22 protein-coding genes are annotated in these 22,545 nt (G+C 75.0%); 9 read left to right on the plus strand and 13 right to left on the minus strand.

Translation table 11 applies throughout. The features are described from left to right. Positions 1 to 4: 4 nt before the first annotated feature. Both QRT04_RS08430 and QRT04_RS08435 read right to left on the minus strand, forming a co-directional pair. The gene (locus QRT04_RS08430; protein WP_289454771.1) at positions 5 to 862 is read right to left on the minus strand and encodes an urea amidolyase associated protein UAAP1; all 858 of its coding nucleotides are present in this window, start codon (positions 860 to 862) and stop codon (positions 5 to 7) included. Then, positions 859 to 2,391, minus strand: a complete 1,533-nt coding sequence (locus QRT04_RS08435; RefSeq protein WP_289455743.1) for an APC family permease — start codon at positions 2,389 to 2,391, stop codon at positions 859 to 861. Before QRT04_RS08435 ends, QRT04_RS08430 begins: the two co-directional genes overlap by 4 nt. Positions 2,392 to 2,639: 248 nt before the next feature. Between QRT04_RS08435 and QRT04_RS08440 the strand changes: the two genes are divergently transcribed. The 3 genes from QRT04_RS08440 to QRT04_RS08450 all read left to right on the plus strand — a co-directional run bounded on the left by QRT04_RS08440 (position 2,640) and on the right by QRT04_RS08450 (position 4,734). Continuing rightward, entirely contained in the window at positions 2,640 to 3,278 is a 639-nt protein-coding gene (locus QRT04_RS08440; RefSeq protein WP_289454772.1) for a YdeI/OmpD-associated family protein, read from the plus strand. A gap of 89 nt (positions 3,279 to 3,367) precedes the next feature. Beyond that, positions 3,368 to 4,015 carry a VOC family protein gene (locus tag QRT04_RS08445; RefSeq protein ID WP_289454773.1) on the plus strand — a complete coding sequence of 216 codons (648 nt, stop codon included), beginning with the start codon at positions 3,368 to 3,370 and terminating at the stop codon, positions 4,013 to 4,015. After that, positions 4,015 to 4,734: an SAM-dependent methyltransferase gene (locus tag QRT04_RS08450; protein ID WP_289454774.1), complete on the plus strand. Its 720-nt coding sequence runs from the start codon at positions 4,015 to 4,017 to the stop codon at positions 4,732 to 4,734. Before QRT04_RS08445 ends, QRT04_RS08450 begins: the two co-directional genes overlap by 1 nt. A 72-nt stretch (positions 4,735 to 4,806) precedes the next feature. On the opposite strand, the gene QRT04_RS08455 is transcribed toward QRT04_RS08450, so the two are convergent. The 3 genes from QRT04_RS08455 to QRT04_RS08465 form a co-directional block, all read right to left on the minus strand. Continuing rightward, positions 4,807 to 5,223, minus strand: a complete 417-nt coding sequence (locus tag QRT04_RS08455; protein ID WP_289454775.1) for a nitroreductase/quinone reductase family protein — start codon at positions 5,221 to 5,223, stop codon at positions 4,807 to 4,809. A gap of 79 nt (positions 5,224 to 5,302) precedes the next feature. Then, positions 5,303 to 6,118, minus strand: a complete 816-nt coding sequence (locus QRT04_RS08460) for an MBL fold metallo-hydrolase (protein ID WP_289454776.1) — start codon at positions 6,116 to 6,118, stop codon at positions 5,303 to 5,305. Positions 6,119 to 6,195: 77 nt separating this feature from the next. Then, positions 6,196 to 6,843 (minus strand): cysteine hydrolase family protein, encoded by a 648-nt coding sequence (locus QRT04_RS08465; RefSeq protein WP_289454777.1) that lies wholly within the window; start codon positions 6,841 to 6,843, stop codon positions 6,196 to 6,198. Between the two features lie 148 nt (positions 6,844 to 6,991). Here QRT04_RS08465 and QRT04_RS08470 point away from each other — a divergent pair, with 148 nt between their 5' ends. Next, positions 6,992 to 8,131, plus strand: a complete 1,140-nt coding sequence (locus QRT04_RS08470; RefSeq protein ID WP_289454778.1) for a peptidoglycan-binding domain-containing protein — start codon at positions 6,992 to 6,994, stop codon at positions 8,129 to 8,131. A 72-nt stretch (positions 8,132 to 8,203) separates the two neighbouring features. Here QRT04_RS08470 and QRT04_RS08475 read toward each other — a convergent pair whose 3' ends face one another. Continuing rightward, positions 8,204 to 8,941 carry a DUF4386 domain-containing protein gene (locus QRT04_RS08475; protein WP_289454779.1) on the minus strand — a complete coding sequence of 246 codons (738 nt, stop codon included), beginning with the start codon at positions 8,939 to 8,941 and terminating at the stop codon, positions 8,204 to 8,206. Positions 8,942 to 9,037: 96 nt separating this feature from the next. On the opposite strand from QRT04_RS08475, the gene QRT04_RS08480 reads away from it, so the two are divergent. The 4 genes from QRT04_RS08480 (at position 9,038) to QRT04_RS08495 (ending at position 13,296) form a co-directional block, all read left to right on the plus strand. Beyond that, a complete protein-coding gene (locus QRT04_RS08480; protein ID WP_289454780.1) occupies positions 9,038 to 9,739 on the plus strand; it encodes a TetR/AcrR family transcriptional regulator C-terminal domain-containing protein in 702 nt (233 codons plus the stop codon). A gap of 68 nt (positions 9,740 to 9,807) precedes the next feature. Beyond that, positions 9,808 to 10,428: a LysE family transporter gene (locus tag QRT04_RS08485; RefSeq protein WP_289454781.1), complete on the plus strand. Its 621-nt coding sequence runs from the start codon at positions 9,808 to 9,810 to the stop codon at positions 10,426 to 10,428. Positions 10,429 to 10,460: 32 nt separating this feature from the next. Beyond that, on the plus strand, positions 10,461 to 10,814 hold the full coding sequence (locus tag QRT04_RS08490) for a VOC family protein (RefSeq protein WP_289454782.1): 354 nt from the start codon (positions 10,461 to 10,463) through the stop codon (positions 10,812 to 10,814). A gap of 193 nt (positions 10,815 to 11,007) precedes the next feature. Further along, a complete protein-coding gene (locus QRT04_RS08495; protein WP_289454783.1) occupies positions 11,008 to 13,296 on the plus strand; it encodes an exo-beta-d-1,3/1,6-glucosidase in 2,289 nt (762 codons plus the stop codon). 16 nt (positions 13,297 to 13,312) lie between these two features. Here QRT04_RS08495 and QRT04_RS08500 read toward each other — a convergent pair whose 3' ends face one another. The 3 genes from QRT04_RS08500 to helR form a co-directional block, all read right to left on the minus strand. After that, positions 13,313 to 14,974 carry a glycosyltransferase family 2 protein gene (locus QRT04_RS08500; protein WP_289454784.1) on the minus strand — a complete coding sequence of 554 codons (1,662 nt, stop codon included), beginning with the start codon at positions 14,972 to 14,974 and terminating at the stop codon, positions 13,313 to 13,315. A 127-nt stretch (positions 14,975 to 15,101) separates the two neighbouring features. Further along, positions 15,102 to 15,785 carry a CD225/dispanin family protein gene (locus QRT04_RS08505; protein ID WP_289454785.1) on the minus strand — a complete coding sequence of 228 codons (684 nt, stop codon included), beginning with the start codon at positions 15,783 to 15,785 and terminating at the stop codon, positions 15,102 to 15,104. A 126-nt stretch (positions 15,786 to 15,911) separates the two neighbouring features. Then, on the minus strand, positions 15,912 to 18,062 hold the full coding sequence (gene helR / locus QRT04_RS08510; protein ID WP_289454786.1) for an RNA polymerase recycling motor ATPase HelR: 2,151 nt from the start codon (positions 18,060 to 18,062) through the stop codon (positions 15,912 to 15,914). A gap of 206 nt (positions 18,063 to 18,268) precedes the next feature. Between helR and QRT04_RS08515 the strand changes: the two genes are divergently transcribed. Then, the gene (locus QRT04_RS08515; protein WP_289454787.1) at positions 18,269 to 19,153 is read left to right on the plus strand and encodes a fructosamine kinase family protein; all 885 of its coding nucleotides are present in this window, start codon (positions 18,269 to 18,271) and stop codon (positions 19,151 to 19,153) included. 36 nt (positions 19,154 to 19,189) lie between these two features. On the opposite strand, the gene QRT04_RS08520 is transcribed toward QRT04_RS08515, so the two are convergent. Genes QRT04_RS08520 through QRT04_RS08535 form a run of 4 tightly spaced genes read right to left on the minus strand, consistent with a single transcriptional unit; the run spans position 19,190 to position 22,542 of the window. Further along, positions 19,190 to 19,819, minus strand: a complete 630-nt coding sequence (locus QRT04_RS08520) for a response regulator (RefSeq protein ID WP_289454788.1) — start codon at positions 19,817 to 19,819, stop codon at positions 19,190 to 19,192. After that, a complete protein-coding gene (locus QRT04_RS08525; RefSeq protein ID WP_289454789.1) occupies positions 19,816 to 21,042 on the minus strand; it encodes a sensor histidine kinase in 1,227 nt (408 codons plus the stop codon). The genes QRT04_RS08520 and QRT04_RS08525 overlap by 4 nt, the downstream gene beginning before the upstream one ends. Before the next feature lie 14 nt (positions 21,043 to 21,056). After that, positions 21,057 to 21,803, minus strand: coding sequence for an ABC transporter permease (locus QRT04_RS08530; protein ID WP_289454790.1), 747 nt, complete (start codon positions 21,801 to 21,803; stop codon positions 21,057 to 21,059). Beyond that, positions 21,793 to 22,542, minus strand: a complete 750-nt coding sequence (locus QRT04_RS08535) for an ABC transporter ATP-binding protein (RefSeq protein ID WP_289454791.1) — start codon at positions 22,540 to 22,542, stop codon at positions 21,793 to 21,795. Before QRT04_RS08535 ends, QRT04_RS08530 begins: the two co-directional genes overlap by 11 nt. Between the last annotated feature and the right edge of the window lie 3 nt (positions 22,543 to 22,545).

The raw sequence follows: 22,545 nt of genomic DNA on the forward strand, positions 1-22,545 counted from the left end.
CTGCTCACAGTCCCGCCGCCTCCGCGTAGTCGATCGTGTTCAGGTAGGCGCGCCGGAGCTCGGGCGTCGCGCCGAACCGCTCGTCGCCGGGGCCCGTGGGCCGGGCGCGCCACGCGTGCACGCGCAGCGGCCCCACGGTGTACGCCGGACGCCGGTCGAGCGGGTGCGGCACGTTCGCGACCAGCACGACGAGCGGCAGCTCGGCGAGCAGCTCGATCGACGCCCCCGGGCCGGCCGAGCCCTGCCACGCCAGCCCGCCGTCCGGGTCGACGCGCACGCCCTGGAAGAAGCTCACGGACGGCGGCAGGTCCCGGCCGTCGAGCCCGTGCCTGGCGGCGGCCTTGAGCAGCAGGGCCCGCCCCGAGGGGCTGGGCCCCTCGGGACGCGCGTCGCCGTACCGCTCGAGCACCCACGCGTCGGTCGACGTGCCGCAGAACGCGTCGTGCCGCCCCGAGGTGTCCGCCACGATCGTGGCGAGCACGCGGCCGTCGCCCGACAGCAGCGGGTGGCCTGCGCCGAGGTACGCCTGCCACGGGATCTTCCCGGTGTCGGCGACGTTGAGCCGTTCGCCCGGCTCGCGCGCGTTGAGCACCACGAGGTGCGCGCACGCCTCCCCCGTCGGGTCGTCGAACCGCAGCCGCGTGCCGCGGGCCACCAGCCGGTGCGTGTACCCGCCGGGCGCCACCGTCTCGGCCCACGTCAGCAGGGACGGGTCCACCCCCGGCGGTCCGTGCGGGCTCGTCGAGGCCGGCACGTACGGCATGTGCTCGCTCGTGCGGTCGCCCTGCGCCCGCGCGTCCGCGCGCGCGTTCGCGACGGAGTCGGTCAGGTGCTCGCCCGCGACGGACGTCGGGGTCCTCACGCCGGCTCCACCGCCGCGGAGCCGGCCGGGACGTGCGTGGTGGGCACGTCACGGAGCTGGATGTGCCCGTGCACGCGGTGCTTGTAGACGAAGTACGCCGCACCGACCACGAGCGAGAACCCGATGAAGAGCAGCGCGCTCCACTGCAGCCACCACGAGTCGCCCGTCAGGTCGTAGATCTCCGCCCGAGGCCACAGCAGGTTGACGACCATGACCAGCTGGAACGCGACCGCCGCGACGTTGACCGGCACGCCCCACCGGCCGAGCGAGAAGAGCTTGCGCCCGTCCTCGTCGAGGCCGCCGTCGATCTGCTTGCGGATGCGCCGCACGAGCAGCGGGCCCGTCACGCCGAGGTAGGCGAGGTACAGCATGGCGATGCAGAGGCTCGACAGGGCGGTGAAGATCGCGGCCTGGTGGATGTTCACCGCGAGCGCGAGCGCGGCGCCCACGCCGACGACGATCGACGCCGCGACGGGCGTCCCGGTGCGCGGCGACACGGCGCCGAGCGCGCGGTGGAAGGGGAGCGCCTTCTCGCGAGCCATCGAGTAGACCATCCGCGAGCCGGAGGCCTGGACCGCGAGCGTGCACGCGAACACCGCCACGGCGACGGTGCAGAGCACCAGCCGACCCGCCACGTCACCGAGCTGCGACGTGATGACCCACGCGAGGCCGCCCGTGGCGAGGTTGCCGTCGGTGAGGCTCGGCGCCGACATCAGTGCGCCGAGGATCAGCAGCGCCCCGCCGACGCCGGAGATCAGCAGCGCGCGCAGGATCGTGCGCGGCGTGGTCCGCCGCGGGTTGCGGGTCTCCTCCGAGAGCTCGCCGGCCGAGTCGAACCCGACCATGACGTAGGCCGCCATCAGCGACGACGCGAGCCAGGCCCAGATGTACCGGCCGCCGCCGGTCCAGCCCGTCGTCGTCATGACGACCGACGGCCCGCGCTCCGGGAGGAAGAACAGGACCGCGACCAGCAGGGCGACCCCGACGAGCTCGACGATCACGCCGACGCTCGTCGCCGCGGCCATGTGCCGCACGCCGCTGACGTTGACGATCGTCGTGACCACGAGCATGCAGATGCCGAGCACGACGGCGTTCTGCGCGCCGGTGGTGGAGGTGAGCGACGGGTCCGCGCCCGAGCCGCCGACGATCTGGAAGCCGGACCAGATGCTCGGCAGCACGGCCTGCGCGGCGATGGCCGCGGCCGCGACCGTCAGCACCTGGCCGATGACCATGATCCAGCCGGTGAACCACCCCGCCGTCGTGCCGGCCAGCCGGCTCGACCACTGGAAGATCGCACCCGAGACGGGCCACCGCGCGGCGAGCTGCGCGAAGTTCAGCGCGACGAACAGCTGCCCGACGAACACCGCGGGCCACGTCCAGAAGAACGCTGCGCCGCCGAGGCCGAAGCCGAGGCCGAACAGCTGGAAGACCGTGGTGAGGATCGAGACGAACGAGAAGCCGGCGGCGAAGGACGCGAACGTCCCGACCCCGCGGTGCAGCTCCTGCTCGTAGCCGACGTGCGCGGGCAGGTGGTCCTGCCCCGGTCGGGTCCACCGGCGGACTGCCGGTGCTTCTTGGGTCTGCGTCGTGCTCACGGGCCGCCTCCACCGGGACGCCTGGCCGTTACCTGTCGGTTGACAGGTACGTGCGGACGATCGTGGGGTCCGCGCATGTCGCGGCGTTTCCACGGGTGTTAATTCCGTGTGTCGGCGCCGGGGCCGCGTGCGCTGTCCGGGTGGCTGACCCCCGTGTCGGTGGCGCGACCTACGCTCGCCACGTGACCGGACCGGAACCGTTCGTGCTCCCCGACCTCGCCTCGTGGCGCGCGTGGCTCGACGAGCACGAGGACACGTCCGACGGCGTGTGGCTGCTCCTCGCGAAGCGGGGCACGACGGCGCCGACCACGATCGACTACCAAGAGGCGCTCCTCGAGGCGCTGGCCAGCGGCTGGATCGACGGCCAGCGCCGAGGTGTCGACGGGACGTGCTTCGTCCAGCGGTTCACGCCGCGGCGCGCGCGGTCGATCTGGTCGCAGCGCAACATCGGGCTCGTCGAACGGCTCGCCGCCGAGGGACGCCTGCGGCCGCGCGGCCTGGCCGAGGTCGACGCCGCCCAGGCCGACGGCCGGTGGGCGCGCGCCTACGCGGGCCCGGCGACGATCGAGGTCCCGCCCGACCTCGAGGCGGCCCTGGCCGTGTCGCCCGCGGCGGGCGCGACCTTCGCGGGCCTCAACAGCCAGAACCGCTTCGCGGTGCTGCACCGCATCGTCACGGCGCCGAACGACGCGACGCGGGCGCGGCGGCTCGCGCGGCTCGTCGACATGCTGGCCCGGGGCGAGACGCCGTACCCGCAACCGGCACGCTCGGCCGCGGGGCCGGCAGCGGGCGCGGTGGGCGCCGACCGCGCGGATGGGTAGCGTCGGGACGGTCCCCTCGGGCGGGTCCCCCATTGCCCGCGCCCCGCTGGCGGACGTACGGCCCCGCCGACTGCAAGGAGCGTGACGCGATGCCTGAGACTGTCCGCCCCGACGACTTCCACGCGACCACCGGCGTCGAGGACTGGCGTTACGTCTTCGGCGGCATCGCCACCGTCTTCCGCACCGGCTCGTTCGCGGCGGGCGTCGCCCTCGTCGACGAGATCGGGCGGTTGGCGGACGCGGCGAACCACCACCCCGACGTCGAGCTGCGTTACCCCACCGTCGGCGTCCGGCTCGCCACGCACGAGGTCGGGGAGGTGACCGACCGGGACGTCGCGCTCGCGCGGCAGATCTCGACCGCCGCGCGATCTCTCGACATCGAGGCGGACCCGACCGCCACCCAGACGATGCAGCTCACCATCGACGCGCTCGACGTCGCCGCCCTCCGGCCGTTCTGGCAGGCCGTCCTGGCGTTCGATCCCGTGGACGACGACGAGCTCGCCGACCCGCTCGGACGGTGGCCCGCGATCTGGTTCCAGCGGACGGACGAGCCGCGGCAGCAGCGCAACCGCGTGCACGTCGACGTGTGCGTCGCGCCCGAGGTCGCGCAGGCGCGGATCGACGCGGCGCTCGCGGCGGGCGGGCGTCTGGTCAGCGACGAGTTCGCGCCGCACTGGTGGACGCTCGCCGACCCCGAGGGCAACGAGGTCGACGTCGCGACCACGGCGGGCCGCTGATGGCCGGCCACCAGGACCCCGCGCACGGCCACGCCGGCGGCGGCCACACCCACGGCGGCGCGCACGGCGGATCGGCGGACGACCTCGCGCGCCTCCACACGCGCGAGTTCTGGGAGGAGCGCTACGGGTCGGCCGACCGCGTCTGGTCCGGTCACCCGAACCGCGCGGTGGTCGACGAGGTGGTCGGCCTGACGCCGGGCCGCGCGCTCGACGTCGCTGCCGGCGAGGGCGGCGACGCGATCTGGCTCGCGGAGCTCGGCTGGCGGGTCACCGCGCTCGACCACGCGCAGGCCGCCGTCGACCGCGGCGCGGCGCACGCGGCGGACCGCGGCGTGGGCGACCGCATCACGTGGGTCCGCGCCGATGCGCGCACCTGGCGGACGGACGAGCGGTTCGACCTCGTCACCTCGGCGTACCTGCACCTGCCGGCCGGCACGCGCGAGCCGTGGCTCGCCTCGGTCGCGGAGCTCGTCGCCCCGGGCGGGTGGCTGCTCGTGGTGGGGCACCACGTGTCGGACATCGCCGTGGTCCCGAGGCCCGACGCGCCGGAGCTCTTCGCGGAGGCGGCCGAGCTCGCGGCGCTGCTCGACCCAGCGGCGTTTGAGATCGTCACCGCGGCGACGAAGCCGCGCGACGCCGTCGACCCCGACGGCAACCCCGTCACGGTGCACGACGCGGTGCTGCGGGCGCGCCGGCGGGAGGTACCGACCGTCGGCTGACGTCCGCCGCTGACGACCGGCCGCCGCCGACGGCCGTCCGAGCTCGCGGAGCTGCCGCGGCCCGCGCTCCGCTCAGCCGTCGCGGCGCGTCAACCGCAGCACAGGGATCGTCCGCGTCGTCTTCTGCTCGTACGACCGGAACCCCTCCGACCGCTGCGTGAACCGCTCCCACGCGTCGTCGCGTGCCTGCCCGGTCAGCCGCTCCGCGCGAACGGGCACCGTGCCGTCGTCGGGCGTCTCGATCTCGACGTCCGGGTGCGCGAGCAGGTTGTGGAACCAGGCGGGGTTCTGCGGCGCGCCGCCCTTCGAGGCGGCGACGAACCACGCGCCGGACCCGTCGGGGATCGCGGCGACGGGGCTGACCCGGGCGGTGCCGGTGCGCGCGCCGCGGTGGTGCAGGAGCACCAGGCCCTTGCCGAAGCCGTTGGTCGCCACGAACCCGCCGTTCGCGCGGAACTCGTCGATGATCTGCTGGTTCCAGTCGCTCATCGGGCCAGTCTCACCTGCGATCGGCCGCGCCGCGCGATGCCCGTGCCCGCCGCGCAGCCGCTCGCGCCGCCGAGTCAGGTCACGTCAGGTCGTCGTGGTCACCGCGCGCCCACGCCGCGTGCCGCTGCGCCGACCGGAGCACGATGCCGCGCGCGTCCTGCGGGATGACGCCCTGGAAGTTGTTGTAGAGCCGGTCGAACGGCCGCCGGGCGACGTGCTCCGCGATGCGGATCGCGACCGCGCCCGACAGGGGCAGGTGGTTCGGGTAGCTGCGCATGAAGCTGGCCGACGCGCGGTCGGCGTTGGCGAAGATGGTGTCGCCGCTCAGCAGCACCCCGCGGCCCTCGGCGCCCGCCGCCCAGTGGACGACCGCGCTGCCGGGGAAGTGCCCGCCCGGCTGCGAGAGCACCACGTGCGGCAGCACCTCGCGCTCGCCGGACCACGTCTCGATCGCCGGGTCGGGTCGCTGCACCCAGCCGGCGTCGGCCTCCGAGACGAGCACGGGGATGCCGCCGAGCGCGCGGGCCCACTCGACCTGGACGCCGAACATGTGCGGGTGGCTCGCCGCGACCGCGACGACCGGCCCCACGTCGCGCACCGCCGCCGCCACCTCGGCGTCGACGTAGCCGATCGGGTCCCAGAGCAGCAGCCCGGCCGGCGTCCGCACGAGCTTCGACTGCTGCGCGATGCCGACGCCTGGGGTCACCGTGAGGCCGAACAGGTCGGGCTCGAGCTCCCGGATCTCGAGGTGGTGCCCCTCGCGCTGCAGCTCGGCGAGGGTCGTCCACGCCTGCCCGTCGGCCGGCACCCACTGCCGTTCGTCGGCGCAGATCGGGCAGACGTCCGCCTCGGTCGCCGACTCGACGCCGCACGTCGCGCAGATCCACCAGTCCATGTCCGCCACCCTCCCGGCCGGCACCCCTCGCGCCGCGCCCGGACCATTCGACACCCGCGCGGGCCGCCGGCCCAGGCTCAGGGTGCGAGGAGCCGAGCAGCGAGCTCGTCCGTCGTGACGAGGTTGACGCCGATGAGCGTGAGGTCGGCGAGGCGCTCGGGCGTCGTCTGCGAGGTCGCGTCGACGACGAGCGCGGTGCGGTAGTCGCGCTCGGACGCGTCGAAGAGCGTCGCGCGCGGGCAGTTGGGCAGGTTGCACCCGGCGACGACGACGGAGTCGACGTCCTGGGCCGCGAGCCACGCGTCGAGCCCGGTCCGGTGGAACGCGCTCCACCGCTGCTTGCCCACGACGACCTCGCGCGCGCCGAGCTCCTGCAGCCCGCCCGCGAGCAGCAGGCCCGCGTCGAGCTCGACCGCCGCGCCACCTGTGAGGACGGCGGGGATCTGCGCGCCCGGCGTGCCGGGTGCCACGATCTGTGCGCCGCCCTCGACCGCCGCGCGCCGCACCGTGTCGACGTCCGCGCTGCCCGGCACGTACAGCCGCACGACGTGGGCGACGGGCCGACCCGCGGCGCGGAACGCGCGGATCAGCTGGGCGAGCCGCGGCAGGACCTCGGCGGTGCCGGGCACGGTCGCCGAGCCGTCGACGAAGTCGGTCTGCACGTCGATCACGACCAGCGCCGCGCGGTCGACGTGCAGCGACGTGTGGTCCACGGTCGTCGTCATGGCGTCACCGTAGCGACGCACGTCCACCGATCTACCCGCTCCGGGTGGTGGGCGGCGGGGCGCGCCCGCAAAGACTGCTGATCGGCGCCCCGCCACCGTCGGCGGTCAGGGTGGCGCTCGCGAACGCACCGCACAGCCGGAGGTCCTCGTGCAGCACACCCGACCCCGCGCGCGCACCGCGCTGCTCGTCGCCGTCGCCACCGCCGCGCTGCTGACGGGTGCGTGCTCGTCGGGCGACCCCGACTCGGCGGTCGCGCGCGCCGAGGCCCAGGTCTCCGCCAAGCAGAAGGCGCTCGACGACGCCGAGGCGAACGCGACGAAGACGACCGCGGCGTTCTGCTCCGCGGGCACCGACTACGTGCGGGCGATCGACCGCTACGGCGACCTCCTCACGACGGAGACGACGACCGTGGGTGACGTCCGGACTGCCGGTGGCGACCTGGCGGCGCCGCGCGGAGACGCGGTCTCGGCCGGTCAGTCCGCGGTCCAGGCGCGCGAGGAGGTGGCGACGGCGCACGAGGAGCTCGCCCGGGCGCAGGCCGACCTCGCGCAGGCCCAGGCGACCGCGTCCGGGACCACGGCGCCGCAGGCGTCGCTGCCCGACGTCACGGCGACGCCCGTCGCATCCGCCGACGCCGTGGCGCGGGTGCAGAAGGCCGACGAGGAGTTCACCGCCGCGATGCAGGGCGTCTCCGACTCGACGCCGCTGCGGCAGGCGGCGGTCGCGTTCAACTCCGCGGCGGTCGCGCTCGAGATGTCGTGGCTCCAGCTCGTCGTCGACGCCGGGTGCCTCACCGACGACCAGGCCGTCGAGGCGCAGAAGCAGGCCGCGGCGTACACGAAGGCGCTGCAGCAGCAGCTCGCCGACGCCGAGTACTACGACGACGACGTCGACGGGACCTACGGCCCGAAGACCGTGGCGGCCGTCGAGGCGCTGCAGAAGGCGCACGGCCTCCCGCTCACCGGCACGGTCGACAAGGCGACGGACGCCGCGCTCCGCGCCGACGTGACGGCGAAGGGCGGCGCGACGGCGCGCGCGGACCTGACCTCGACGGCGGCGCTGCAGCAGACGCTGCACCTCGCGGGCTACTGGGACGGTCCGGTCGACGGCACGTGGACGCCGGAGCTCGAGGACGCGCTGAAGAAGGCGCAGGACGATCTGGGGGTCGAGCCGACCGGCGAGGTGGACGCGGCGACGGTCGCGGCCTTCGAGAAGGCGCTCGGGGCGCTCACGTCCGACGAGGGTCAGCCGCCCGCGACGCCCGCGCCGTCGGCGTCGGCCGGCTGACGCGACGTCCGGCGCGGGTGCCGCGCGGCCCGGGGCGGTATGCCGCGGCCCTCCGCGAGCACCCGCGCGGAGTCACACGGTCGCGGCGGCGCGCCGTGCCGGGGGCGGTGCGTCGTCGCCGACCGGACCCGACGCGGGCGGCTCGACGTCGCGGAACCCCTTGACGAGCATCCACAGCCCGACCGAGAGCTCCCAGACGAAGATCGGGAGCGTCAGGACCGCCGAGAGCGCGGACGACTGCTCGTTCGCGCCGAGCACCGTCGCGACGGCCGACGCAGCGAGCAGCGGAGCGCCGACCAGGCCCGTCATCGGGATCCAGCGCGGCACGAGGCGGGACTGCAGGAGCACCGAGCCGAAGAGCGCCGCGTTCACCGCCGGGACCAGGCCGGGCCCGAGCAGGAACGTCCAGTCGCGGACCTCGACGAGCCCCGCCGCCACGCCCTGCACCGACGCCACACCGAGGTCCCCGGACGCGACCTGCTGCCGCAGCGTGACGACCGCGAGGATGCTGGCGACCCCGGTCAGGATGATCGCCGCCTCCATGACGCGCGACGCGACGAACCCGAGCGCGCGCGCCTCGCTCCAGCGACGCAGCACCGGGAACAGCACGACCGCCGTGCCGATGCACGCGACCGCGTTGACCACGTCGAGCAGCCCGCCGAGGAGCACGCGCGTGTCCTGGCCGGCGCCGGCCACGTACGCGGGCCCGTCGAGCGCCGGTTGCAGCAGCGCGACCGCCGGGATCGACGCCACGAACGTCAGCAGGTAGAGCGCGCCGGCGGTCCTGGCGGCGCGGCGGGTGGCGTCCATCGTGACTCCCTCGGCACTGGGTGTACGGCGTACACCTCGTGGTCGGGAGCGTAGGGTGGACGGCGTACACCTGTCAACGGTCCGACGGAGCCGCCGATGACGACGCAGGCCCAGCGCGAGCGCCTCAACCGGGAGCGCGTGCTGACGGCCGCGATCGAGCTCGCCGACGAGCAGGGCGTCGACGCGCTCAGCATGCGCCGGCTCGCCGACCGGCTGGGCGTCGTGCCGATGGCGCTGTACAAGCACGTCGCCCACAAGGACGAGCTGCTCGACGGGCTGGTGGAGCACCTGATCGCGCAGATCGACCCGCCCGCCGGCGACGTCGGCTGGCGCGAGGCCGTGCGCCGCCGGGTGCTCTCGGCGCGCCGCGTGCTGCTGCGCCATCCGTGGGCCCGCCGCGTGCTCGAGACCCGCACCCAGCGGACGTTCGCCGTGCTCGCGTACACCGACTCGACCATCGGGATGTTCCGCGCCGGCGGGTTCTCCGACGAGCTGACGCACCACGTGATGCACGCGCTCGGCAGCCGCATGTGGGGGTTCACGCAGGAGCTGTTCGACGACGCGGGCGCGACACCCGGCGCGGCCCCGGCCCCGGTGCCCGACGAGGCCACGCTGCGCGCGCTCGCCGCCGCCTTCCCGAACGTCGCGGCCGTCGCGCTGCCCGCGCGGCACGACGGCGAGACCGTGGTCGGATCCGGCTGCGACGACCAGGCGGAGTTCGAGTTCGCGCTCGACCTCATGCTCGACGGCTTCGCGCGGCTGCACGAGCAGGGGTGGACGCGCGGCACGGCGGTCTGAGCGCCCGGGTTCGGTGCACGCCGCCGCGCGGGAGATGATCGGCGCGTGATCGTGGTGGTGCGAGGCGCATGAGCCTGTCGCTGTGGCTGGCGCTGCTCGGCGCGTGCCTCGTCATCTCCTGCACGCCCGGGGCGGGCGCCATCAACACGATGGCCAACTCGCTCGGAGCCGGGTGGGCGCGGTCGATCTGGGGCATCCTCGGGCAGCAGCTCGCTCTCGTCGTGCACATCGCCATCGTCGCGGCGGGCGTCGGCGCCCTGGTCAGCCGCTCGCACGTCGCCTTCGAGGTGATCCGGTACATCGGCGCCGCGTACCTCGTCTACCTCGGCATCCGGCAGCTGCGCTCGCACGCGGCGGTCGGTGCGAGCCCCCCGCAGGAGCTCCGCGAGCCCGCGTGGTCGATGTTCCGGCGCGGGTTGCTCGTCAACCTGACGAACCCCAAGGCGATCGTGTTCTTCCTCGCGTTCCTGCCGCAGTTCGTCCGGCCCGCGCAGCCGCTGCTGCCGCAGTACGTGGTGCTCACGGCGACCGTCGTGACCGTCGACGTCCTCGTCATGTGGTGCTTCTTCGCGACCGCCGCGCGCGGGCTCGCGCGACTGACCGCGCGGGAGTCGGGTCGGCGCACCGTCAACCGCGTCTTCGGCGGGCTGTTCGTCGGCGTCGGCGTGCTGCTCGCCGCCGTCCACTGACGACCGCCGGCCCCGCCTGGCAGGCTGGCGGCATGGAACGCGTGCTCGGGATCGGCGGGTACTTCATCCGCGCGTCGGACCCCACGGCGCTCGGCGCCTGGTACCGCGACGTGCTGGGCATGGACCTCGACGCGCAGGGCCTCTGGCAGCAGGCGGACGGGCCGACCGTGTTCGCCGCGTTCGACCCCGACACCGACTACTTCGGCTCGCGCGGGCAGCGCACGATGCTGAACTTCCGGGTGCGCGACCTCGAGGCGATGCTCGCGCAGCTCCGTGCCGCAGGTGCCGACGTGGCGGCCGAGGTGCAGGAGATGGACGGGGTGGGCCGCTTCGGCTGGGTGACGGACCCCGAGGGGAACCGGATCGAGCTCTGGCAGCCGGCCTGACGCACCTCACAGCCCGACGTCAGCCGATCGGGACCAAACGCTTACAGATCGGTAAGTAATTGCGCTACCGTGGACGGTGCGAGGGTCGAATCGATTCGTGGCATCGCCGCCACGGCGCCCGCGCGTTGACCTTCCTGAGCCCCGCCAGCCCGTACCCCAGCCCGTACCCCAGCCCGTGCGAGAGGACCGCCCCGTGAGCGCCCTGCTGCCCTACCTCGACCCCAGCATCCCGGTCGACCAGCGCGTCAAGGACCTCGTCGCGCGGATGACGCTGTCCGAGAAGGTCGGGCAGATGCTGCAGCTCGACGCGCGCGAGGGCGTGCCGCACCTGGTGAACGACCTGCACGTCGGCTCGATCCTGCACACGTCGCCCGAGCGCGTCATCGAGGCGCACGAGCTGACCGAGGCCACGCGCCTGCGCATCCCGCTGCTCGTCGCCGAGGACTGCATCCACGGCCACTCGTTCTGGGTCGGCGCCACGATCTTCCCGACGCAGCTCGGCATGGCCGCGAGCTGGGACCCCGCGCTGGTCGAGCGTGTCGCCCGCGCGACGGCCGTCGAGGTCGCCGCGACCGGCATCCACTGGACGTTCTCGCCCGTCCTCTGCATCACGCGCGACCTGCGCTGGGGCCGCGTCTCCGAGACGTTCGGCGAGGACCCGTTCCTGATCGGCGAGCTCGCGTCCGCCATGGTCCGCGGCTACCAGGGCGACGGGCTGTCCGACCCGACCGCGATCCTCGCGACCGCCAAGCACTTCGCCGGCTACTCCGAGACGCAGGGCGGCCGCGACGCGTCCGAGGCCGACATCTCGCGCCGCAAGCTGCGCTCCTGGTTCCTGCCGCCGTTCGAGCGCGTGGCCCGCGAGGGCTGCCGCACGTTCATGCTCGGGTACCAGACCACCGACGGCGTGCCGATCACGATCAACGACTGGCTGCTCACCGAGGTGCTGCGCGGCGAGTGGGGCTACACGGGCACGCTCATCACCGACTGGGACAACGTCGGCCGCATGGTCTGGGAGCAGAAGGTCCAGCCCGACTACGCGCACGCCGCGGCGGCCGCCGTGAAGGCCGGCAACGACATGGTCATGACGACGCCCGGCTTCTTCGAGGGCGCGCTCGAGGCGGTCGAGGCCGGGATGCTCGGCGAGACGGACCTCGACGCGGCCGTGTCGCGCATCCTGACGCTCAAGTTCGAGCTCGGGCTGTTCGACGACCCGCGCCGGCCGGACCCCGCGCGCATCGCGTCGACCATCGGCACGGCCGAGCACCGGGCGCTCAACCTCGACATCGCGCGGCGCTCGCTCGTGCTGCTGCGCAACGACGGCGTGCTGCCGCTGGCGGGCGGGTTCACGGCCGACGCCAAGACCGGCCGCGCGGCCGGCACGGGCGCCCCGAAGCGCGTCGCCGTGGTCGGCCCGCTCGCGGACGACGCGCAGACGCAGCTCGGCGACTGGGCGGGCTCGTCGGGCCAGGCCGACTGGCTGCCGGACGGCCAGCCGCGCGACATGATCACCACCGTCCTCGACGGCCTGCGGCGCTCCGCGCCCGAGGGCTGGACCGTCACGACGGCGCGCGGCGCCGACATCCTCACGCTCGAGACCGACCCCGCCGGCGCCTTCTTCCCCGACGGCCAGCCGCGGCCGCAGGTCGTCGTGCCGTGCGCTCCGGACGACGCGCTGATCGCCGAGGCCGTCGCCGCGGCGCAGGAGGCGGACTACGTCGTCGCCGTCGTCGGTGACCGCATCGAGCTGATCGGCGAGGGCCGCTCGACCGCGACGCTCGAGCTCGTCGGCGGACAGGTCGCGCTGCTCGACGCGCTCGCCGCGACCGGGACGCCGATGGTCGTGGTGCTGCTGGCCTCGAAGCCGCTCGTGCTGCCCCCGTCGGCGATGGCGGCGGCGGCGCTCGTGTGGGCCGCGAACCCCGGCATGGAGGGCGGCCGCGCGCTGGCCGAGGTGCTCCTGGGCCTCGTCGAGCCGAGCGGGCGCCTGCCGATCTCGTTCGCGCGCCACGTGGGCCAGCAGCCGACGTACTACAACCAGATCCGCGGCCAGCACGGCGACCGGTACGCCGACCTGACGCAGGAGCCGGCGTTCGTGCTCGGCGAGGGCCTCACGTACACGACGGTCGAGTACCGCGACCTCGAGGTGCTCACGCCCGAGGTCGACCGTGACGAGGTGGTGCGCGCCCAGGTCGTCGTCACCAACACCGGTGCGCGCCGGGCGCGCGAGGTCGTGCAGGTTTACGTGAGCGACGTCGTGACGTCGGCGAGCTGGGCCGACAAGGAGCTCAAGTCGTACCGCGTCGTCGAGCTCGCGCCCGGTGAGGTGGCGACCGTGCCGATCGACCTCGCGGCCGCCGACTGCACGATCGTCGACGCCCGCGGGGTGCGCGTGGTCGAGCCTGGGGCGTTCGAGCTGCTCGTGGGCGCGTCGTCGCGCGACGCCGACCTGCTGCGCGCGGGGTTCACTGTCCGCGGCTGACCCGACGGGGCACGGGTCAGGCCTGCCGGCGCGGCACGAGCTCGAGCAGAGCGAGCGCCGCGAACACCACGGTGTTGAACGCGACCACCGCACTGAGCGTGGCGATCCAGCCGGTCGACCCCGCGGCCGCCCAGCTGACGACGGGCTCTCCGAGCACCGCGAGCGCGCCCACCGGCGCGGCGACCGCGGCGGTCCCGGAGAGGCTCGCCCGGTCGACGTGCCCCCACACGGCCTGCCGGCGCAGCACGGCGTCGACGAGGCCGCGGACGAAGACGACGAGGATCAGCTCCGAGTACGCGAGCTCGACGGCGAGCGGCAGCGCGAGCAGCCGGCCGCGCCACCCGGCGCGCCACACCGTGACGAGCCGCTCGACGACGAAGATCACGGTGATGGCGGTCCACCAGCGCAGGCCGAGCACGAGCGTGCCGGTCGCCAGCCAGGTCAGCAGCACGAGCAGCACGTAGAGGTTGACCGCGACGGTCGCGTACGCCAGCCCGATCTGCTGCCACCAGTACCGTGCCGAGCTGAGCGTGAGGCCGTACGCACCGAGGTTCTCGAGCGCGCCGCGGTCCCACCGCACGCGCTGGCGCCACAGGTGCCGCCAGGTCGGCATCACCTCGGTGACGGCGCGGCACTCCCGGGGGGACACGAGGCGCGCGCCGAGGGTGCGCAGCGCGAGCGTGAGCTCGTTGTCCTCGGTGAGCGCAGACGCGTCGTAGACGTCCCCGGGCGTCCCGGGCACCGACGACCCGCGGCTCGCGGCGACCGCCCGGAGCGCGGGGGCGCGGAAGAGCGAGCCCGTGCCGGTCAGCACGGTGACGCGCCGGCCCTTGCGCCGAGCGATCGTCCGGGCGTAGCGCACGTACTCGTTGCGCTGCAGCTGGCCGACGAGGCCGGCGCCCGGGTCGCCCATGAAGACGCCGCCGACCGCCTGGAGGTCCGGGTCGGCCTCGAGGCGTGACTCCGCGACCGCCAGGAAGTCCGGGGCGAGCACGGTGTCCGCGTCCATGACGAGGATCGCGTCCTCCTCACGGGCGCTCGGGAGCAGCTCCGCGAGCGCCTGGTTGAGCGCGCCGGCCTTGCGGCCGGTGTTGCCGCGGGTGATCAGCACGCGCGCGCCGCGGTCCGCCGCGATGTCCTCCGTGGCGTCGGTGCACCGGTCGGTGACGACGACGATCGCGTCGGGCGGGCGGCGCTGTGCGCGCAGGCTGTCGATCGTGGCGCCGATCGTCGTCGCCTCGTCGTGGGCGGGGATGAGCGCGGTGATGTGCGCCGCCGCGGTCGGGCCGCGGGTACCGCGGCCCGCCACCGGCGCGCCCGGTCGCTCGCCTGCCCGTACGGGTGCGCCCGGCGGGCCGGGCCGGTTCGCCTTGGCGGCGAGCGCCTGCTGCGCGCGGCCGAGCTCGGCAGCAGCCACCGCCACCGCGAGGGACGCGGACAGCAGCACCGCGGCCAGCAGCACCGCGCCGCTCGGCAGGTCGATCGTCACCAGGCCACCGAGCGTCAGCCGGATCGTCTCGTGCGTGACGATGCCGTCGAACCAGTCCGTCGTCACGAGGGCGGCTCCCGCACCGAGCAGCACGACCGCCGTCGCGGCAAGGCCGCCCCAGGCCCAGCCGAGCCGCCTGGTGCGCCGGTACGGCGCCGGTGCCGCGACTGCCTCGCCGTGCGGGCCCATGCCACCTCCCAGGCGGGTCCACGCTAGCGGCGCCGGGGTCGTGGCGGTATGCCACGAGGTCGACGGGTCGAGGGGGTCAGCCGGTCGCGGGCGTCAGCCGGTCGAGGAGGTCAGCCGGTCGAGGAGGTCAGCCGTTCGACGCGGTCGGCGCCGGGCTGGGCGTCGCCGGGCCGCCGCCCTGGCCGGGCGACGGCGGCGCGAAGCCGCGGCCTCCGCCGTCGCCGTACCCCTTGCCGAACCCGTTCCCCGACCCCGGCATGCCGGGCATCATCTGCCCGGGACCCGGCCGGTGCGGCACGACGCCCGGGCCGCCGTACGGCTCGATCCGCGACGAGCCGTCGCGGTCGTCCCAGCCGAAGCCGTCGCGGTGGTCGTGGACGGCGACGGCGATGACGAGCGCCCACACGAACGTGGCGATCAGCGAGAGCAGGATGATCGCGCCGCCGACGCAGACGCTGACGATCCCCCAGCGCCGCGCCGACGCGGCCTCGCGGTCGGCCGTCACCACGTCGCCCGCACCCGCGGCACGCGCGGACCGGTGCGACGCGAGCAGCGCCGGGATCGCGGTCGGCCAGAACACGATGACGGCCGCGATCACCCAGCCGATCGGTGCGGGGTACTGCCGCGGCAGCGGCGGCTGGGTGCCGTAGGCCCCGGGCGGCCCGTAGCCACCGGGCGGGTAGGCGCCCCGCGGCGGTGCCGGGGGAACGCTGCCCGGCGCGGGCGGGACGCTGCCCGGCGCAGGCGGGACGGGGGTGGTCGGCGGAACGGCGGCGTTCGCGTTCGCGTCCGGCGTCGGGTCGGGATCCATGGCGTCTCCAGCGCTCGTAGCGACCACTCGACGGTAGGCCCGGCACCTGGGACGGCGCTATGAACCAAGGTCCCGGGGCGCCGCGTCACCCGCGCGGAGCACGCATCCCGCGCGGGCGGGGCGACGTCAGGGGGTCAGGACGACGAGCCGCTCGGTGGCGCGGGTCATCGCGACGTACCGGTCGACCGCGCCCTCGACGCCGTCGCCGAACGCTGCGGGGTCCACGAGCACCACCAGGTCGAACTCCAGCCCCTTGACGAGCTCGGGCGTCAGCGAGCGCACCCGGTCCCGCTCCACGGTCGCGAGCCCGAACCCCGGCGCACCGACCACGCACGCCACGCCGTCGTGCGCCTCGAGCCACGCGCCGACGACCGCGTCGAGCTCCGCCACGCGCGCGTGCCGCACGGGGACGCCGGACGTCCGCACCGACGTCGGCACGTTCGCGTCGGGCAGCGCGGCCCGGATCACCGGCTCCGCCTCGGCCATCACCTCGGCCGGCGTGCGGTAGTTGATGGTGAGCGACGCCTGCGCGACCTCGCCGAGCCCGACGCGCTCGAGCCGATCGTGCCACGACTCGGTGAACCCGTGCCGCGCCTGCGCGCGGTCGCCGACCACGGTCAGGCTCCGCGAGGGGCAGCGCGCGATCAGCATCTGCCACTCGGCGTCGGTCAGCTCCTGCGCCTCGTCCACCACGACGTGCGCGAACGGGCCGGCGAGCCGGTCGGGCTCGGGGGTCGGCACGGACGCGTCGTCGTCGAGCGCGGACTGCAGGTCCTCACCGCGGAGCATCGTCATGACGAGCATCTCGCTGTCGTCGGACGCGATCAGGTCGTCGACGACGCGCGAGCGATACTCGCGCTCCGCGGCGCGCGTCGCCTCCTGCCGCCGGCGCCGTCCGCCGGCCTCCGGGTCGCCGAGCCGCAGGCGAGCAGCGTCGAGCAGCGGCAGGTCGGACGTCGTCCACCGCGCGGGCTCGTCGCGCTGCAGCAGCCGCACCTCGTCGGTCGTCAGCCACGGCGCGCAGAGGCGCAGGTACGCGGGCACGGACCACAGGTCTCCGACGAGCTCGGTGGGCTCGAGCACGGGCCACGCACCGTTGAACGCGCGCGTCAGCTCGCGGTTGCGGGTCAGCGAGCGGCGAACCAGGTCGGCCGGGGCCTCGTCGCCGTGCTTGTCGACGAGGATCTCCACCAGCGCGTCCCAGATCTGCTCGCGCGCCTCGTTGTGCGGGGTGCCCGGGTCGGGCGCCGCGAACGCCTCCGCCCAGTCGGCGGTGGAGAGCCAGACGTCGGCCCACTCGGTCTCGACGCTCACGCCCTCCGTCGGGGGTCGTTCGGAGAACCGCACCGCGGGCTCGATCGCCTCGACCATCGCGGCGGACGCCTTGAGTCGCGCCACCTCGGGGTCGGGCTCGGGCAGCGCCGACGGGCCCTCGGGCACGAGGTCGCGCAGCGTGCACGTCAGCACGCCCTCCTCGCCGAGGCTCGGCAGCACGTCCGAGACGTACGCGAGGTAGGGGTCGGACGGCCCGACGACGAGCACGCCACCGCGGCGGGCCGACAGCCGCGGCTCGGAGTAGAGCAGGTACGCCGCGCGGTGCAGCGCGACCACCGTCTTGCCCGTGCCAGGGCCGCCGTCGACCACGAGGGCGCCGCGCGACCCGGCCCGGATGATCGCGTCCTGGTCGGACTGGATCGTGCCGAGCACGTCGCGCATGCGCGCGGTCCGGGTGCCGCCGAGGCTCGCCAGGAACGCCGACTCGTCGTCGAGGGACGCCAGGTGCACGGCTCCGTCGACCGTGAACGCCTCGTCCCAGTAGTCGACGACGCGGCCCGCGGTCCACCGGTAGCGGCGGCGGCTGACGAGGCGCATCGGGTCCGCGCGCGTCGCGCCGAAGAACGGCTCGGCAGCGGGCGAGCGCCAGTCGACGAGCAGGCGCCGCCCTGCGCGGTCCGTCAGCCCGAGCCGCCCGACGTAGACCGCGAGGCCCGTCTCGTCGACCATCCGGCCGAGGCACAGGTCCAGCCCGTACCGCCGCAGCGTGCGCAGCCGCGCCGACAGCCGGTGCACCTCCTGGTCGCGGTCGAGCGCCGCCTGGCCGCTTCGGGCCGGAGCTCGGCGGGCGGCCGCGAGCCGCTCCTCGAGCTCCGCCACCTGCTCGGCGAGGCTCGCGCCGATCGTCGCGAAATGGTGCTCGTCGGCGGCGATCAGCTCGGGGTCCGCCTTCGCGGCGAGGCGCTCCGGCAGGTCGAAGGCGGACGTGGTCGCACGGTTCACGGGCAGGCTCCGGGGCGTCGGGGGCGGCGCGTGCGCGGACGGTGGCGCACGGCCGAGCGGCGATTCTTCGCCTCGACCGGGGCCTTGCCACAAGCCCCCGGGCTCGCTATACGTTGAGAAGGAGGAGGACGGCCGGGGCAACCCGGCCGTCTTCGCGTCACGGACCGAAGACACGGACCACGGCTGCCGCCTGGCAAGGTGAGCCGGTGACCGAGACGACCACCGAGCTGTTGACGCGCCTGCACGGGGCCGGACTGACCGACGTCACCGCCGTGGAGCCGGCGACCGGTGGGCTCGCCGCCACCGCCGGGATCGCGACCCGTCCGGACGGCTCGCGCGTGTTCGTCAAGGCGTTCCTCGACCACGAGCTCCCCGACGCGTTCGCGACCGAGGCGGAGGGCCTGGTCGCGCTGCGCGAGCTCGGCGGCGTCGCCACGCCCGAGGTGCTCGTCGCGAGCCCCGACCTGCTCGTCCTGTCCGTGCTCGAGCCGCGGCCCGCGACCGCGGCGCTCTGGGAGCGGCTCGCGCACGAGCTCGCCCGGCTCCACACGAGCACCGTCCACGCCCGGTTCGGCTGGCACCGCGACAACTGGCTCGGCCGGCGCCGCCAGGTCAACACGTGGGAGGACGACGGCTTCACGTTCTTCGCGCGGCACCGGCTGCTGCGTTGGCTCGGTGAGCCGCGCGTCGACGCGGCGCTCGCGCCCGACGACCGCGCCGCGCTGGAGCGCCTCTGCGGCCGGCTGCCCGAGCTGCTCCCCGAGCGGCCCGCGTGCCTGGCGCACGGCGACCTCTGGATGGCGAACGTCATGGCGACGCCCGACGAGCGGCCCGCGCTCATCGACCCGGCCGTCTCGTACACCTGGGCCGAGGTCGACCTCGCGCACCTGTGGACGACCGTGCCGCCGCCCGAGGCCGCGTCGTTCTTCGACCTCTACGCGGAGCTGACGGGGCTCGACGCCGGCTGGCGCGAGCGGATGCCGATCCTCCAGCTGCGCCAGCACCTCGCGGTGATCGCGCAGTTCGACGACGACTGGGGTGCGGCCGGCATCGTGCGCGAGACGCTCGCGCCGTTCCGCACCCGTCGCTGAGAGACGGCCCGCGTCGCGGGCGGGCGGGTGTGCGCGTCAGCCGTTCGGCGTGAACAGCCCGCGGTGGAACGCCTCCGCCACCGCGGCGGCCCGGTCGCCGACGCCGAGCTTCGCGTAGATGTTCAGCAGGTGCGTCTTGACCGTCGCCTCGCTGATGAACAGGTCCGCCGCCGCCTCGTGGTTGCTGCGGCCCGCGGCGACGAGCTCGAGCACCTGGAGCTCCCGCGGGCTCAGCGGACCCGCCCCCGGCGTGCGGACCCGGTGCATCAGCCGCCCCGCGACCGACGGCGCGAGCACGGACTCGCCGCGGGCCGCGGCGCGCACCGCACGCAGCAGCTCGTCGCGGGGCGCGTCCTTGAGCAGGTAGCCGGTGGCGCCCGCCTCGATCGCCGGGACCACGTACGCGTCGGCGTCGTACGTGGTCAGGACGAGCACGCGGCTGGGCACACCGAGGCGCGTGAGCTCGGCGATCGCGGCGACGCCGTCGGTGCCCGGCATGCGCAGGTCCATCAGCACGACATCGGGCCGCAGCGTCCGCGCGAGCCGCACCGCCTCGGCGCCGTCGGCCGCCTGGCCCACGACGTCGAAGTCGGGGTCGCTCGCGAGCATCCCCGTCAGACCGTCGCGCACCACGGGGTGGTCGTCGACCACGAGGAGCGTGATCATGCCGGCACCGCCGCCGAGATCGCCGTGCCGGCCGCGGGCTCGGACTCGACCTGCAGCGTGCCCGAGAGGCCCTCGATGCGCTGCCGCATCGCGACCAGCCCGAACCCGCCGGCCGACACCGGCGGCCTGGCTGGGTCGAAGCCGCGGCCGTCGTCGCGGACGTCGAGCGCGACCTGGCCGTCGAGGTAGGAGAGCGTGAGGCCGACGCGGGTCGCGCCGGCGTGCGCCGCGACGTTGGCGAGCGCCTCCTGCGCCGTGCGGAGCAGCGCGAGCTCGGCGTCGGGCGGCAGCGGCCGCTCCTGGCCCGTGCGCGTCAGCTCGACCGGGATGCCGTGCAGTGCGGACCACTCGCGCGCGACGCTCGCCAGCGCCCCCGCGAGCCGCCCGTCACGCAGCTGCTCCGGCCGCAGCGCCTCGACGGACCGCCGGGCCTCGCGGAGGCTCTCGCGCGCGAGCCCGATCGCCGCCGTCACATGCCGCTCCCACCGCGCGCGGTCGTCGACCGCCTGCTCGGCAGCCTGCAGCTGGGTCACGATGCCGGTGAGGCCCTGCGCGAGGGTGTCGTGGATCTCGCCGGCCATCCGCTGCCGCTCGTCGCGCACCCCGGCCTCGCGGGCCTGGGCCACGAGCCGGTCGTGCAGCGCGGCGTTCTCGGCGAGCGACGCCGCCAGCCGGCGGTTCGACGCCTCGAGCTGGTCCATCGTGCGGGCGCGCTCCTCTCGTTCCTGGTCGCCGCGCCAGTCGAGCCACGCCCACGCGCACAGCGGGACGACGTTGACCAGGATGATCGCGGCGTGCAGCGCGATGCCCCCCGCGTCCGTCAGCGGGATGCCCGACGCCTGCGCGATGCCGGCCACGACCGCGACCGCGCCGACGCCGAGCACCCGCCACGGCCAGGCGAGCAGGCCGAACGCGAAGAAGTACGCGGCCGGCGTCACGAAACCGAAGGCCGGCTGCCGCAGGACGAGGACCGCGAGCAGGCCGAGGAACCCGACGAAGAAGACGGCCATCGGCACCCGGCGCACCCGCCACGCCGGCCGGAGCGTGTACATGACGAGCACCCACGCCATCGCGACGACGCACAGCCCGAGGTTGACGGCGTCGTCAGGGCCGGGGTCGAGCAACGCGGTCGCGGCGCCCACGATCGTCAGCAGCGCGTAGGGCGCGACGTCGACGACCGGCAGCAGGCGTGCCGTCCGGTCGTCGACGACCTCGAGTGGCATCGGGTGCCGCATCCCTACTCCCATCGGAACAGGCGGACCCCGAGCACGAGGCCGACCACCGCGTAGCCTGCCAGCAGCGCGAGCCGGCCCGGCGAGGGCCAGTCGCCCTGCGTGGCCTGCGTCAGCGCCTGGACCGCCGCGCCCAGCGGCGTCGCCTCGCTCACGTGACGAAGCGTGGTCGGCATCGCCGCCAGCGGCAACCACAGGCCGGCGCAGAACGTCAGCACGTAGAACAGCACCGACCCGACGGCGTTGGCGGCCTTCCCCGTCGGCGCCGCCGCGGCGACGAGCAGGCCGAGCCCGACGAGCGCGAGCACGGCGAACAGCGCGGTCACGACGAACGCGACGAGCGCGGCCGGCAGCGGCACGTCGAAGAACACGCGGGCGACGCCGAGCAGCAGCGCAACGGCCACGACCGCGGTTCCCGTGCAGATGGCGAGCTGCGCCACCAGCACGCGCGCGGGCCCGACGGGCGTCGTCCGCAGCCGGCGCAGCACGCCCTGCTCGCGGTACCCGGCGAGCGTCGGCGGGATCGTGTTGAGCGACAGCATCGCGATGACGAAGCACACGAGGATCGGCACGTAGACCCGCAGGAGCGGGACGCCGTCGATGCCGTGCGCCGGGTCCGTGAAGAAGTCGAGGTTCCCGAACACCGAGAGGAGCACGACGGGGAACGCCAGGCCGAACACCGGCCCGACCTTGTCGCGCAGGAACAGCGTGAGCTCGGTGGCGGTCAGCCGCCGCAAGGCCTCAGTCGACATGGTCGTCCTCCCCGGATCCCGTCAGTGCCACGAACGCGTCCTCCAGGCTCGCGCGCTCGACCCCCAGCTCGGCCGCTGCCCGGGCCGCGAGCGCGGCCGGGCTGTCGACGATGACGACGCGCCCGGCGTCGATGACGGCGACGCGGTCGCACAGCCGCTCGGCCTCCTCCATGAAGTGCGTGACCAGCACGATCGTCACGCCACGTGCGCGGACGTCGGCGATGAGCCGCCAGGCCTCGCGCCGCGCCCGCGGGTCCAGGCCGGTGGTCAGCTCGTCGAGCACCGCGACCCGCGGGTTGCCGACCAGCGCGAGCGCGATCGACAGCCGCTGCCGCTGGCCGCCCGAGAGCTTGCCGAACTGCGTCCGCCGGGCACCGTCGAGCCCGAGCGCCTCGAGGAGCGCGTCCGGGTCCGCGGGGGCCCGGTAGAACGACCGGTAGAGGTCGAGCGCCTCGTCGACCCGCAGCCGCTCGGGGAGCCGCGCGTCCTGGAGCTGCACACCCAGCTGCTGGGTCAGCTCCGCGCGGTCGCGCGCCGGGTCCAGGCCCAGCACCCTGACCATTCCGCCGTCGCGCTCGCGCAGGCCCTCGACGCACTCGACCGTCGTGGTCTTGCCCGCGCCGTTGGGGCCGAGGATCCCGAAGATCTCGCCCTCGTCGACGGTGAACGACACGTCGTCGACCGCGACGGTGTCCCCGTACCGCTTGTGCAGCCCCTGCACCTCGATCACCGCTGTCATGGC

This window comes from Cellulomonas alba (genome assembly GCF_030362835.1).
Lineage (GTDB): Bacteria > Actinomycetota > Actinomycetes > Actinomycetales > Cellulomonadaceae > Cellulomonas > Cellulomonas alba.